Here is a 13,924-nt window from a genome sequence, read left to right on the forward strand (position 1 = left end):
ACAAAAAAAGATGAACCTATTTGATGTTTATCCATTGATCAATGTAACCCCCGTGAAAGCTGCCGGCAGCAAAATATGGGATGATCAAGGAAATGAATATTTAGATTTATATGGTGGCCATGCCGTGATTTCTATAGGACACAGCCATCCACATTATACAAAACGGATCAAGGAGCAATTGGACAATATTGCCTTTTACTCCAACTCAGTCCAAATCCCTATCCAAAAGGAATTAGCAACAAAACTGGGCGAAGTTTCTGGCTATACCGACTACAATTTATTCTTATGTAATTCTGGTGCTGAAGCCAATGAAAACGCCCTCAAGTTAGCTTCTTTTGAAACAGGCAAAAAAGGTTTTATTTCCTTTACCAAGGGCTTCCATGGAAGGACTGCAGGTGCGGTGGCCTTGACGGACAATCCCAAAATCATCGCTCCTTTCAACGAGCATGAACATGTACATATTCTTCCTTTCAACGATATTGAATCCGTGGAAAAGCAATTGGCTCAAGGCGATATTGCTGGAATCATCATAGAAGGAATCCAAGGTGTAGGAGGTATTCAAGTGCCGAATACAGAATTTCTTTTGGGTCTTGCCAAATTGGCGAAGCAATATGGCGCGAAACTCATCTTGGACGAAGTTCAGTCTGGATATGCCAGGACAGGAAAATTCTTTGCCCATCAGTGGGTAGAAGGATTAAAACCCGACTTGATCACTGTAGCCAAAGGAATGGGCAATGGCTTCCCCATCGGAGGAGTGTTGATCAGTCCTGATTTCAAAGCTTCTCATGGTCTTCTTGGAACCACCTTTGGAGGCAACCATTTAGCCTGTGCTGCTGCATTGGCTGTTTTGGAGGTAATTGAAGAGGAAAACCTTATTGATAAATCACTTGAAAGTGGCGAAGCCTTGGTAAAAGAACTTCAGGCCATTGAAGGCGTAACTGAAGTACGAGGTAAAGGCTTGATGATTGGATTTGACCTGGACATAGAAGCCGCTCCTGTAAGAGCTGCTTTGATCAAGGAACATAAAATTTTCACGGGCAGCTCAGCAGGAAAGCACACCATTCGTTTGCTTCCTCCACTGAATATTGAAGCAAAAGCCTTAACTTTATTTATTCAAAAGTTAAAAACAGTATTAACCACTAATAAGGTCCAATAGGACCATACCAAACCAGTGATTACAAAGCGTTCATTTTTACTAAAAGATGAACGCTTTGTATTAGCGGTTTATCTCATTCTTAAAACTTAATTGACCAATGAAATACTACACCCAATTTGAAAACAAAAGCCTGGCTGATCAACTGATCCAACAAGCCTTGGAATACAAAGCATCTCCTTTACAGGATCAAAACCTAGGCGCTGGAAAGAGAATTGGATTGATATTTTTGAATCCCAGCCTAAGGACCCGTGTCAGCACGCAGATTGCTGCGGCCAATTTGGGCATGAGTGCTATTGTCCTCAATATGGACAAAGAAGGCTGGGCATTGGAAATGGAAGATGGTGCCATCATGAACCAAGGCAAAGTGGAGCATATCCGTGATGCTGCTGGTGTTTTGGGTAGCTATTTTGATGTATTGGCGCTGAGAGCATTCCCTTCCCTCACCAATAAAAAGGAAGACAGCGAAGATTATATCCTCAACCAGTTTATCAAACACAGTGGTCTTCCAGTAGTGAGTTTGGAAAGTGCTATTCGTCATCCATTACAGAGTTTGGCGGATATGATTACCATAGATGAGCTTAAGAAAAAAGATAAGCCAAAAGTCGTGCTTACTTGGGCACCACATATCAAAGCTATTCCACATGCAGTCGCCAATTCTTTTGCAGAATGGTCCATCGGCTGTGGGCATGATGTGACCATCACCCATCCGGAAGGATATGAATTGGACGAGAGGTTCACCAAAGGAGCCAAAATAGAATATGACCAGGACAAGGCGCTTGCAGATGCTGACTTTGTTTATGTTAAAAACTGGAGTGGCTTTAATGAATATGGAAAGATTCTTTGCACAGATGAATCTTGGATGCTCAATGAACAGAAATTGGTTCAAGCACCTCATGCAAAAGTAATGCACTGTCTTCCTGTAAGAAGAAATGTGGAACTTTCGGATGAAATCTTAGACGGCCCAAGAAGCTTGGTACAGCATCAAGCCAAAAACAGAATCTTTGCAGCACAAGCAGCACTTAGTCATATTTTAAAATAAGCTTTTCCCCTAACAACCTATTGACCAAATATGAATATCAGTATTGTAAAAATTGGCGGTAACGTCATTGATGATCCGGAAAAACTGGAAGAATTTTTAGCTTTGTTTGCCCGACTGGAAGGAAAAAAAATCCTGGTCCATGGTGGAGGGGTGATGGCTTCCAAATTCGGTGAAAGCCTTGGTATAAAACCCAAAATGGTGGATGGAAGAAGGATCACTGATGCAGAGACCTTAGATGTGGTTACCATGGTTTATGCAGGACTGATCAATAAAAAGATCGTCGCCCAACTACAGGAATTTAGGCAAAATGCCATGGGCTTTACAGGTGCAGATGGTAATCTTATACGCTCATCAAAAAGGCCAATAGGTAAAATTGACTACGGTTTTGTAGGGGATGTCAAGGAAGTGAACACTGATCTTTTGGACTTATTACTTGCAGAAGATATTGTTCCAGTAATATCAGCCATCACCCATGACAAAAAAGGCAACCTCCTCAATACCAATGCTGATACCATTGCCTCGGAAATTGCTACTTCCATGGCAAAAAAACACATGGTAAAATTGTACTTCTGTTTCAACAAAGCAGGGGTACTGATCGATGAGCACAATGATGATTCTGTCGTTCCCCGCATCAATGAGGAAATTTACGAAGAACTCAAAAAAGACAATGTTATCCATTCCGGTATGATTCCAAAACTGGACAATGCCTTTGCGGCACTTCAAAAAGGAGTCAGCAATGTCTGGCTGGGCAAAGCAGAAAACTTGTTATTGGCAGCTAAGGGAAAAAAATCGGGCACTAATATAGAAAGACATAAATACGACCTTTATTAAAGGGATCCTTATATTTAGCATTAAATTAATTTAAACAGACCTAGCGGATTCATGGACAAGCTCAAGGAAGAAGCCAAAACTCTTCTAAAGCAGTTGATCGAAACTCCTTCCTTAAGCAGGGAGGAAGATAACACAGCCAATATAATAGCTGATTACCTCTTGCGAAAAGGAGTGGAAATCAAGCGAAAAAAGAACAATATCTGGGCCGTCAATAAACACTTTGATTCCCAAAAGCCCACTATTTTATTGAATTCCCACCATGATACCGTGAAGCCCAATAATGGCTATACAAAAGATCCTTTTAATGCCATCACTGAAGAGGGGAAATTATATGGACTGGGTAGTAATGATGCAGGAGGCTGTCTAGTTAGCCTTATTGCTGCATTTGTATATTTCTACGATCACAAACTTCCTTTCAATTTAATCTTGGCCGCAACAGCAGAAGAAGAAATCAGTGGCAGGGAAGGAATAGCTTATCTTTTAGAGGAACTTCCCAAAATCCATTTGGCCATAGTGGGGGAACCAACTTTATTGGATGTCGCTGTAGCTGAAAAAGGCCTTATGGTCATTGATGCAACTATCACTGGAAAGGCTGGACATGCTGCAAGAAATGAAGGTATCAATGCCTTATATGAAGCATTGCCAGACTTAAATACTATTAAAGACTATAAGTTCAAAAAGGTTTCAGAGTACTTGGGAGAAAGCAAAGTCTCCGCAACTATCATCCAATCAGGCAGCCAGCATAATGTGGTCCCGGACAAATGTGTTTACACCTTGGATGTCAGGGTTACAGACAGTTATACTTTACAAGAAGCTCTGGATGAGTTAAAAGAAGTATTAAAGGCAGATTTACAACCAAGGTCTATGCGTCTGAACAGTTCAGCATTGCCCAAAGACCATGATATTTGGAAGGTCATTGAGACCATGCACCTGAAGTGCTACGGCAGTCCCACATTATCTGACCAAGCCTTGATTCCGTATCCTTCTATTAAAATTGGTCCGGGAGATTCTGCCCGCTCACATACCCCAGATGAGTTTATTTATTTGGAAGAAATCGATCAGGGAATCGATCGGTATGTTGAGATTTTACAACATTATTTTGATCAAAATTAGAAATTAACCTTCCCGTCAATTTGGGAAAAGCATAATACAATTATGAAACTTTGGCAAAAAAACACTACTAGCACCAAGGAAGTTGAACAATTTACAATTGGACGTGATCCTGAATTTGACATTGTCCTGGCTCCGTTTGATGTATTGGGATCGCTGGCCCACGCGACCATGTTGGAAAGTATTGGTCTTTTGACCAAAGATGAGCTAGCTACCCTGAAAAAGGGTCTGAAAGAAATCTATACTGAAATTGAAGCTGGAACCTTTAAAATTGATCCTGGAGTAGAGGACGTTCATTCACAGGTTGAATTTCTTCTTACAGAAAGATATGGAGATGTAGGTAAAAAATTACATAGCGGTCGTTCTAGAAATGACCAGGTTGCCGTAGACCTAAAGCTTTATTATCGTTCAGAGATCCAGGAGGTACTTGCTGCTACAAAATCCCTTTTTGACCTATTGGTGAAATTGGCAGAAAAACATAAAAATGATTTGATGCCAGGTTATACCCACACCCAATTGGCCATGCCTTCTTCTTTTGGCCTATGGTTTGGTTCACTGGCTGAGTCATTGGCAGAAGACCTGGAAATGTTGCTAGCTGCCTATAACCTAGCCAATAGAAACCCACTGGGCTCTGCTGCAGGCTATGGATCTTCATTTCCGCTAAACCGCACCATGACCACTGAGCTTTTGGGCTTTAAAGAGATGCACTATAACGTGATCAACGCTCAAAATAACCGTGGAAAAACCGAAAAGGTAATCGCCTTTGCCATGGCCGGACTGGCGGGTACGCTCAACCGATTAGCAGCGGATACGATCATCTTTATGAACCAACATTTTGGTTTCGTAAAGTTCCCTGATAACCTCACCACTGGATCCAGTATCATGCCTCATAAGAAAAATCCAGATGTATTTGAATTGATCAGAGCTAAGGCCAACCAAATCCAAAGTGGTCCTCAGAACCTGATGATGCAAATGACCAATACCACCACAGGTTATCACCGTGACTTACAATTATTAAAAGAAACGACCTTCCCTGATTTTGAAAAACTGAAGGACTGCCTCCAAATCACCGAATTTATGTTGGAGCATATTGAGGTGAAATCCGGCTTATTGGAAGATAAATTCTATAAGCATCTTTTCAGTGTAGAAGAAGTCAACCGCTTGGTTTTGGAAGGCATGCCATTCAGAGATGCTTACAAAAAGGTAGGTTTAGATATTGAAAGTGATGATTTTGCTCCTGAACATACCGTTAATCACAGCCATGAAGGTAGTATAGGGCAGCTTTGCCTGGATGAAATCAAACAAAAAATGGATGATGCCATAGCCAAGTTTGATTTTGAAAAAATTGAATCCAGCTACAAAAAGCTACTAGAAGCATAAAAATTATGCATTAGATGCAGGATATTGGAATTAAGAGCTACTATCCTGCATCTAGTATTTTTTTATTACAGAAGACTCTCCAGGAAATACTGACTATAACCATTGCCTTCTTTCCTATAAATTCGTTATTTTGAACCTTTAAATTTTTGCGCGGTGCCATACAAAGAACGAGAAATAGAGAAAAAGTATTATTCCATAGGTGAAGTAGCTGAAATGTTCAAAGTAGCCACTTCACTGATCCGCTATTGGGAAGGTGAGTTTGACATTATCAAACCCAAAAAGGACAAAAAAGGCAACCGCAGGTTTACCAAGGAAGACATCGAAAAAATCGGTCTCATTTTTCATTTGGTAAAGGAAAAAGGCTACACTTTGCAAGGTGCTCAAGAAATCATCAAAAAAGATCAGTATGAGATTTCTGACAAAGCCGGCATGGTCAATCGCCTGAAAGAAATTAGAAGCTTTTTAATAGAAATAAGGAACAATCTTCATGCAGAAAACAGCGGATGAAAACCAACTCCAATATTCCATAGCACTCAGCCTAATCCCACAACTTGGCCCCAATATTTTCAAGACCGTTATCAGCTATTGTGGCTCGCCAAAAAACTTTTTCAATATGCCCCCGGGAAAAGCAGCAAAAATCCCAGGGATAGGGCCCAAACTAATTGAGCTAAGAAAACAAAAACAAGAATTTCTCAGAAAAGCTGAGAAAATAATGGATGATTGTCATAAACATCAAATTCACATTCATACCTATCTTGAACCATCCTACCCTACTCGATTAAAATCCTATTTGAACTCACCCGTCCTCCTTTTTTCCAAAGGAAACATCAACCTTAACCCGGATAAAAGCATTGGTATCGTAGGTACTAGAAATGCATCGGATTATGGTAAAATGAGCACACGAAAAATAGTGGAAAGCCTCAGCCCATTTCAACCCACAATCATCAGTGGTCTGGCTTATGGCATTGATATCACCGCACATAGGGCTGCCTTGGACTTTGGGCTTCCAACCATTTCTATTTTGGGCAACTCCCTAGAATCCATTTACCCAGCCAGTCACAAAAGCACAGCAGCCAATATGATGGAAAATGGGGGACTTGTATCTGAGTACAAAGTAGGAACGCCATTAAATGCCAATAACTTCCCTGCTAGAAACCGCATCATAGCAGCACTATCTGATGCATTGATTGTGGTAGAAGCCGCCAAAAGAGGTGGCGCATTGATTACAGCAGAAATTGCCTATAGTTATAACCGTGAAGTCTTTGCTGTGCCCGGTAATCTACAAAACACCTACAGTGAAGGCTGCAATAACCTTATTCGATCCATGAAGGCCAGTATTTATACAGGGCCGAAAGATATTCAGGAAGCCCTCTCATGGGACAATGAAAACAATAAAGAAAATCCAGTCAAAAAAATTAAGATTGATCTCAGCCAATTTCCAGTTGAAGAACAAACTATCCTAAAATTGCTTTCCGATAATCAGGAATTAGAGATTGACCATCTCAGCTGGCAGTCCCAAATTCCCGTTTCCCAGTTAGCTTCTCTCCTGCTCAATTTGGAGTTTCAAGGTTTAATAAAGTCATTTCCTGGGAAAAAATATGGTCTGTGCTAAGTATAAATCCTCCACATCAAAATTCACCATTACAAGTGGCAACTAGCTTAAATTTATGATCAGACTCAACCAAAAACAAATCTGGCCAACTTCATGGCTTCTCCAAACTCCTCCTTGTTCAAATTCAAATCGAAACCTTCTTTTTCAAGCACCTCAATCATCACTTCCGTGGCCACATTCCCCACCAGCTCATCCTTGGCCATGGGGCAACCCCCAAAGCCTTTAATGGCCCCATCAAAACGAGCACAACCACCTTTCAATCCAGCCTTAATTTTTTCTTCAATGCTTTCCGGCCTGCTGTGAAAATGAGCCCCAAACTCTATCTCTGGATAAGCTTGAATATTGGTACTGAACAATTCCTCGATCAGCTTGGGTTCAGCCACTCCAATCGTATCTGACAGGGCAATGATCTTAATTCCCATTGCATCCAACTTCCCCACAAACTCCGCCACCATTTCTGCCGAAAAAGGCTCTCCATAGGGATTACCAAAGCCCATGCTCAAATAGGTGACCAAGGTTTTACCCTTGATTTCACAAAGGTTCTGAATGTCTTCTACAGTCTCTAATGCCTCCGCAATGCTTTTATGAGTATTTCTTTGCTGAAAAGTCTCAGAAATGGACAAGGGAAATCCCAAATAATCAATTTCCTCAAAAGTCAATGCTTCCTCTGCCCCCCTCTTATTGGCCACAATCGCCAATAATTTTGACTTGGAATGGAACAGATCCAGTAAATCCAACAACTCAGCAGTATCCCGCATTTGCGGCATAGCTTTAGGACTTACAAAACTCCCAAAATCTACTGTATCAAAGCCTACCTCCAATAGTTGATTAATATAAGCAGCCTTGATCGCTGTATCAATAAACTCTTCTCTCCCCTGCATGGCATCACGGGGACATTCTATAATCTTCATATCTGCTGACTAATGATCTTGTCCAAAAAATCGAAGTTAGTCAAATTTATCCGCATTCCTTTCCCAAAAGCCATTCTTGGGCATTTATCCATTTGATTTACATCCATCCTAACTTTTATGCTACGATTTTAGAGAAAACCGCTCAAAAATTGAATTTGTAAATCAATTAACGTTTTTTACGATCATCTTCCCATATTGATTATTTGACCATAGAAACCGGAGGCAATGGTGGCGGCACCTGATTTCTGATTGGCTTGACACTCTTAAGATAGGCAAAAATAGCCTCTACCTCCTCATCAGTATAATATTGAAACATTTCCCATGGCATGGGAGGTAAAATCATCCGTGCACCATCCAATCCCTTATACTTACCCTCCCTGAACACTTTATACAGTTGTTCTACCTTCCAATTGCCAATCCCAGTTTCATCTGGAGTAAGATTAGCTGCATAAGAAACACCCCAGGGACCTATCCATTCTGTTAAATCCCTAGTAACCACCAGCCCCTTCGATTCCATTTCTGCTTTGTCAACTTCTATCTTGGACATAGCAGAAGGATGCCCAGATAACCATAGCGCAGAATCCAATACAGGCCCATGATCTGTCATCTTTTTAGGCGTGTGACAATCATTACAGCCCCCCACAAGTACCAGATGCTCACCAAGTTTAACCTGATTTTCAAACCCATAATTTAATGGAACCTCTTCTATAGGGTTTTCACTTGCCATGCTGCCTGAGTTCTTTTCTCTACACTGGAAAAGAAGCATTAAAATCACCAACAGCAAAATAGAATTAAAATGCTTTTTCATGATATTTAGGGTATAATGGTGACTAAAGCAGAAATAGATTTATCCCTATAGTCTTCCTGCCATTCTCACTCAAAGTCCCAACAAAATGCAGTCTTACACCGGAACAATATCTACAGGTAGTTATAGATAAGTTAATTGATTTAACGCATATTTAAAAACATTTTTAATCAAATATCACCAGTTACTAGTTAAATAAACTTAAATGATTTCACCTTATATCCACTAAAAAAGGTCGGTCATTATCATTCACATCCCATTCATCTACCTTTTACTCAAAATAAGTTTGCCCCAATCAAATCAAACCGATCTCCATTTGTCACCTTATTCCAAGCTGCAACAAAATATTCCCAAGCCCCCTTCCCATCTTCATAACCATAAAATTCTAATAATACCCTCAGGAACTCTAACCCAAGATCAATACATCATTTAAATTATTACCCACTAATAAATCATCAATATTTTTCATATTTTAGTATTCATAAAAAGCTGATAATAAAGGCACTTAATCCTTAAGGATTGATATTTCTCCAAAGTTTGGAATGCAATTACAGTTCTTCCAGACAATGGCTCTTGAGAGGATCAAAAAATAGCTCTCACTATAATTAGTCTGCAATACACAATCATTTTTGTAAGTTTTTTACGCACAATTAACCTCTATTAACCATGAAAAAAGTAAGAATATTATCCATTGATGGCGGTGGAATACGCGGAATTTTACCTGGGGTAGTTCTCGGCCAACTTGAAAAGAAAATCCAAAGAAAAGGTAAGGACGAAAACCTTAGACTATCAGACATGTTTGATTTTATGGCTGGTACAAGTACTGGAGGGATCCTTACTTTGGCTTATTTAACTCCTAATGAAGAAAACCGTCCAAAACTTACTGCTGAAGAAGCTGTAAACATCTATCTGGACCGTGGGGACGAAATTTTTGACGTGAGCAAGTGGCAAAAAATCAAAAGTGGAATGGGGATTCTAGACGAGAAATTCGATGCCAGTGAACTCGAAGAAGCTTTAAATGATACTTTCCTAGAAACAGAGCTTTCACAGCTCCTTAAACCCTGTATTATTAGTTCTTATGATATCAGAAACGGAAAACCTCACTTTTTCAAACAACATAAATCCGTCAAGGAAATCTACAATTATAAAGTTAAAGACATTGCCCGTGCCACTTCTGCCGCCCCTACCTACTTCGAAACCTCACGTATAAAAAACAGTCTGGGCACTCCTTATCCCTTGATCGATGGTGGGGTATTTGTCAACAACCCAGCACTTGTCGCTTATTCTGAGGTTAGGACCATGAATTTTGAGGGCATTAAGCACCTTCCCACTGCCAAAGACATGATGATAGTTTCACTAGGCACTGGTAGTACCAGTCAAAAATACGAATACAAAAAAGCAAAAGATTGGGGTGCCGCAGGCTGGATAAAGCCGATAATTGAAATCATGATGTCTGGTAATGCCAAAACAGTTCACCATCACTTGGACCAAATCTACAAAACCCTTAGCACAAAGGACCAAAAAGATTACCACCGCTTGGAACCTCTGCTCATTCAAGCAGATACGGCCATGGACAATGGCTCCATAGAAAACATGACCAAATTAAAAGAGGATGCACTAAGTTATATTTCTAAAAGTGAGGTTGATGAAGAGTTGGATGAAATCACAGAAAAGCTGTTTAAACTTTCCAATACTTGATCCCAAATTGAAAACATACCAAGAGGTACTAGTTAAAAAATTTAGTACCTCTTGGTAAAATCAAATTCTAAAATTATCCCTCCTCTTCTCTTAAGCCATCCAATTTTGACTTCTTCTATACTATCATTGTTATTTGTATTATCAAAGGCAGAAAACTTCTCATCTGTATTATTTATTAGAAATCCCCATTAATTTATAATTTGCACATCATTCTAAAATAGGAATAACAAAATAAGCAGCATGCAAATCAATTTTAAAAAAGAGGTTTTACCTCACCTCTTAGGGATCGTTTCTTTTTATACCCTGATCGTTTTATATTTTTCTCCTATTCTTTTTGAAGGAAAAATGATTTTCCAAAATGATATCCTCCAATGGGAAGGTTCTGCTAAAGAGGTGCTAGACTTTCGGGAGGAAACAGGAGAGGAAGCCCTTTGGACCAACCGAATGTTTGGAGGAATGCCCGCTTACCTGATCAATACTGAATATCCAGGCGATATATCTAGGGTTGTCATATCCATCTTGACCTTAGGTCTGCCCCACCCTATCAATGGACTTTTCTTTGGAATGGTCGGTATGTATATACTTCTGCTTTGCTTCAAAGTCAGACCTGAAATATCCGTTATGGGTGCATGGGCTTTTGCCTTTAATACCTTCAATATGCTAAGCCTGGAAGCAGGACATAATGCCAAAATATGGGCTATATGCCTGATTCCCCTTATTCTTGCAGGCATTCACATGGCCTTCAATGGAAAAAAAATATTGGGATTTGCCATCACCGCTTTGGCCTTAATGCTACAAATCCGCTTCAACCACTTGCAAATTACTTATTATACCCTGATAGTCATCCTTATCTATGGAATAGGACAATTGGTTTATTATAGTAAAGAAAAAAGATTGGCTGAATTTGGAAAAGTTGCCGGAATTTTGGTATTGGCAGGTGTCCTTTCAGGGGCTGGAAATGCCAACCGACTGATATCAATTTTAGAGTACGGTGAATACTCCATCCGTGGTGAAAAGACCTTGGAAGGCAATACTCAAAATGAAAGTGGCCTGAGCAAGGATTACGCCTTTAGCTGGTCTCAAGGCAAACTGGAATCCTTGACCCTTTTGGTCCCGAACTTCTCTGGTGGTGCCAGTCAAGAAGACCTCGGTGAAGATTCCCATACAGAAAAGGCCCTCCAACAAAATGGAGTTTCCGGGGCACAATTAAACAATTTCATCCAAGGAGCCCCTACTTATTGGGGGGATCAGCCCTTTACTGGAGGCCCCATTTATGGCAGCATCATTATGGTATTTTTGTTTGTGATAGGGATGATTTACGCTCCTAAGAGGTACAGAAATATTTTTGTGGTCATCACCATAGTATCTTTGATGTTAGCTTGGGGAAAAAACCTGGCTTGGTTCAATTATACCCTGTTTGACTTTCTTCCTGGATATAATAAATTCAGGGCTGTTTCCATGGCCTTGGGCATTACCCTATTTGCCATCCCGGTATTAGGATGCATAGGTTTAGAAAACCTTTTTGTCCAAAAAGACCAAAAGAAGAAGTTCAAAGCCTTTTTATTAGCACTGGCCATTGTAGGTGGCTTCACCCTATTATTGATTCTTTTGGCAGGAGCATTTGGTTTTAAAGGAGCCGCAGATGCCAACTTCCCAGAATGGCTCAGCAAAGCCATACGTGCGGACAGAAAGGCCCTCTTGCAAAAAGACGCCTTCAGAAGCTTGGCCTTTATTGCAGCAAGTGGACTTTTGATTTACCTGGCCATAAAAGAAAAAACCACTTATCTCTATGCTACTTTGGGTATAGCCGTGATGGTCATTGCAGATGTATGGACAGTAAATAAGCGCTACCTCAACGATGCGTCTTTGTCAAAAAGCCCAAGTGAAACTTATTTCGCCCCAAATGGTGCGGACAAAAAAATCTTGCAGGACAATGGATATTTCAGGGTGCTCAACTTACAAAACACCTTCCAAGAAGCTAGGACCAGTTACAGGTTCAATAGTATTGGAGGTTACCATGGTGCAAAAATGAGAAGATACCAAGACCTGATAGATCGGGTTTTGCAAGGGGAAATTGGCCAGTTTGTCCAAAAAGCCCAAGAAGGTAATTTTGATTACCAAAGCCTCAAGGCGGTCAATATGCTCAACACCAAATATATTATAGCTGGTCAGGCAGAAAATGCGGTATTCAAAAACCCAGAAGCCAACGGTCCTGCCTGGTTCCCTTCTGAAATCATCACTGTAAACTCTAATGATGAAGAGATCAAGGCTTTGTCCGAAATGGACACAAAAACACAAGCAACTATTAACATATCTGAGTTTGAAGCTGAAACCGGAGCAGGTACAGTAAAACTAAATAAATACCAACCCAATAAACTGGAATATACCGTCGAAGCCAAAGAGGCTGGCTTGGTCGTATTTTCTGAAATATATTATCCTGCAGGCTGGACCGCAAGCATCAATGGAAAACCTGCGGAGATTATCCGCACTAACTACCTCATGAGGGGCTTAATGGTTCCAGAAGGTTCATCAAATATCATTTTCAGCTTTGAACCTAAGTCCTATTTTAAGGGTTCTTTTATTGCAGTTTCTTCCCAATATTTTATTATATTATTGCTATTGGTGGGGATAATACTGCCATTCACAAAGCACCCAAAATATGGAAGAGAAAAAGGATAAATATTTCAGTTACTATGACCGTTTTGAGGCCCAACCCAAGAAAGATGAAATAGACTTAAGATACCTTCGCGTCTTAGAAAAATTGGTAGAATCAGGTTTAAAATCCAATCATCGTGTTTTGGAAATAGGCTGCGGCCTGGGTGAGCTAAGTCACCTTATTGCCAAAAAAACAAAAAACGGACATGTTCTGGGCATCGATATAAGTCCTCAAAGTATTCATAAAGCACAGGAAGGCTGGAAGGATCAAAAAAACCTTAGTTTTAAAATTGCTGAAATGAAAGCTTATGAGAGCCAGGGAAACACCTATGATTTCTTTGTAATATCAGAAATATTACAACAGGTTTCCAAAGATCATCATTTTAGGATTTTCGAAGGGATCAAACGCCATTCCCACGAAGATTCTATCATTTTCATCAATTTGCCCACCCCTCAGTTTTCTACTTGGAAAGCTGAAAACGACCCAGAATCCCTACAGTTTTTTGAATCTATCGTCAATATAGGTGATCTGATAAAAAGTATTAGCGACAATGGATTTTACCTTGATAAAAGCATGTCCTATTCGGTTTATTATGAGGAAGATGATTTTCAGTATTTTATCTTCAAACCAATTAAAACAATGGATCAGCCCACACCCAAAAAGAAATGGGCTCTTAAAAAGGAAAAGCTGCAATTTAATCTTATGAACTTGCTGATGTAAAGGGCA

General features: G+C 40.1%; 12 protein-coding genes. 10 read left to right on the plus strand and 2 right to left on the minus strand.

All coding sequences use genetic code 11. The features are described 5' to 3' along the window. Positions 1-10 precede the first annotated feature (10 nt). The 7 genes from KZP23_RS20710 (at position 11) to dprA (ending at position 7,128) form a co-directional block, all read left to right on the plus strand. Entirely contained in the window at positions 11-1,156 is a 1,146-nt protein-coding gene (locus KZP23_RS20710; protein WP_226333724.1) for an aspartate aminotransferase family protein, read from the plus strand. Between the two features lie 97 nt (positions 1,157-1,253). Continuing rightward, positions 1,254-2,195 (plus strand): Rossmann-fold NAD(P)-binding domain-containing protein, encoded by a 942-nt coding sequence (locus KZP23_RS20715; protein ID WP_226333725.1) that lies wholly within the window; start codon positions 1,254-1,256, stop codon positions 2,193-2,195. 30 nt (positions 2,196-2,225) lie between these two features. Further along, positions 2,226-3,026: an acetylglutamate kinase gene (gene argB, locus KZP23_RS20720; protein ID WP_226333726.1), complete on the plus strand. Its 801-nt coding sequence runs from the start codon at positions 2,226-2,228 to the stop codon at positions 3,024-3,026. Between the two features lie 51 nt (positions 3,027-3,077). Further along, positions 3,078-4,139: a M20 family metallo-hydrolase gene (locus KZP23_RS20725; RefSeq protein WP_226333727.1), complete on the plus strand. Its 1,062-nt coding sequence runs from the start codon at positions 3,078-3,080 to the stop codon at positions 4,137-4,139. Positions 4,140-4,181: 42 nt separating this feature from the next. Beyond that, complete coding sequence (gene argH, locus KZP23_RS20730; protein ID WP_226333728.1) at positions 4,182-5,516, plus strand: argininosuccinate lyase; 1,335 nt, start codon at positions 4,182-4,184, stop codon at positions 5,514-5,516. A 153-nt stretch (positions 5,517-5,669) separates the two neighbouring features. After that, a complete protein-coding gene (locus KZP23_RS20735) occupies positions 5,670-6,023 on the plus strand; it encodes a MerR family transcriptional regulator (protein ID WP_226333729.1) in 354 nt (117 codons plus the stop codon). After that, positions 6,004-7,128, plus strand: a complete 1,125-nt coding sequence (gene dprA, locus KZP23_RS20740) for a DNA-processing protein DprA (protein WP_226333730.1) — start codon at positions 6,004-6,006, stop codon at positions 7,126-7,128. Before KZP23_RS20735 ends, dprA begins: the two co-directional genes overlap by 20 nt. A gap of 65 nt (positions 7,129-7,193) precedes the next feature. Here dprA and KZP23_RS20745 read toward each other — a convergent pair whose 3' ends face one another. Together KZP23_RS20745 and KZP23_RS20750 are read right to left on the minus strand one after the other, a co-directional pair. After that, entirely contained in the window at positions 7,194-8,039 is an 846-nt protein-coding gene (locus KZP23_RS20745) for a hydroxymethylglutaryl-CoA lyase (RefSeq protein ID WP_226333731.1), read from the minus strand. Between the two features lie 199 nt (positions 8,040-8,238). Continuing rightward, positions 8,239-8,847: a cytochrome c gene (locus KZP23_RS20750; protein ID WP_226333732.1), complete on the minus strand. Its 609-nt coding sequence runs from the start codon at positions 8,845-8,847 to the stop codon at positions 8,239-8,241. Between the two features lie 663 nt (positions 8,848-9,510). On the opposite strand from KZP23_RS20750, the gene KZP23_RS20755 reads away from it, so the two are divergent. From KZP23_RS20755 to KZP23_RS20765, 3 genes are all read left to right on the plus strand, one after another. Next, positions 9,511-10,542: a patatin-like phospholipase family protein gene (locus KZP23_RS20755; RefSeq protein ID WP_226333733.1), complete on the plus strand. Its 1,032-nt coding sequence runs from the start codon at positions 9,511-9,513 to the stop codon at positions 10,540-10,542. A gap of 240 nt (positions 10,543-10,782) precedes the next feature. After that, positions 10,783-13,221: a YfhO family protein gene (locus tag KZP23_RS20760; RefSeq protein WP_226333734.1), complete on the plus strand. Its 2,439-nt coding sequence runs from the start codon at positions 10,783-10,785 to the stop codon at positions 13,219-13,221. Beyond that, positions 13,202-13,918: an SAM-dependent methyltransferase gene (locus KZP23_RS20765; protein ID WP_226333735.1), complete on the plus strand. Its 717-nt coding sequence runs from the start codon at positions 13,202-13,204 to the stop codon at positions 13,916-13,918. Before KZP23_RS20760 ends, KZP23_RS20765 begins: the two co-directional genes overlap by 20 nt. Positions 13,919-13,924: the final 6 nt, after the last annotated feature.

This window comes from Echinicola marina (genome assembly GCF_020463795.1).
GTDB classification, from domain to species: Bacteria; Bacteroidota; Bacteroidia; order Cytophagales; family Cyclobacteriaceae; genus Echinicola; species Echinicola marina.

Bases quoted from the DNA above. Each gene is read 5' to 3' on its own strand.
- KZP23_RS20710 (WP_226333724.1), top strand. From the start codon at position 11: ATGAACCTATTTGATGTTTATCCATTGATCAATGTAACCCCCGTGAAA.
- KZP23_RS20715 (WP_226333725.1), top strand. From the start codon at position 1,254: ATGAAATACTACACCCAATTTGAAAACAAAAGCCTGGCTGATCAACTG.
- argB (WP_226333726.1), top strand. From the start codon at position 2,226: ATGAATATCAGTATTGTAAAAATTGGCGGTAACGTCATTGATGATCCG.
- KZP23_RS20725 (WP_226333727.1), top strand. From the start codon at position 3,078: ATGGACAAGCTCAAGGAAGAAGCCAAAACTCTTCTAAAGCAGTTGATC.
- argH (WP_226333728.1), top strand. From the start codon at position 4,182: ATGAAACTTTGGCAAAAAAACACTACTAGCACCAAGGAAGTTGAACAA.
- dprA (WP_226333730.1), top strand. From the start codon at position 6,004: ATGCAGAAAACAGCGGATGAAAACCAACTCCAATATTCCATAGCACTC.
- KZP23_RS20745 (WP_226333731.1), bottom strand. From the start codon at position 8,039: ATGAAGATTATAGAATGTCCCCGTGATGCCATGCAGGGGAGAGAAGAG.
- KZP23_RS20750 (WP_226333732.1), bottom strand. From the start codon at position 8,847: ATGAAAAAGCATTTTAATTCTATTTTGCTGTTGGTGATTTTAATGCTT.
- KZP23_RS20755 (WP_226333733.1), top strand. From the start codon at position 9,511: ATGAAAAAAGTAAGAATATTATCCATTGATGGCGGTGGAATACGCGGA.
- KZP23_RS20760 (WP_226333734.1), top strand. From the start codon at position 10,783: ATGCAAATCAATTTTAAAAAAGAGGTTTTACCTCACCTCTTAGGGATC.
- KZP23_RS20765 (WP_226333735.1), top strand. From the start codon at position 13,202: ATGGAAGAGAAAAAGGATAAATATTTCAGTTACTATGACCGTTTTGAG.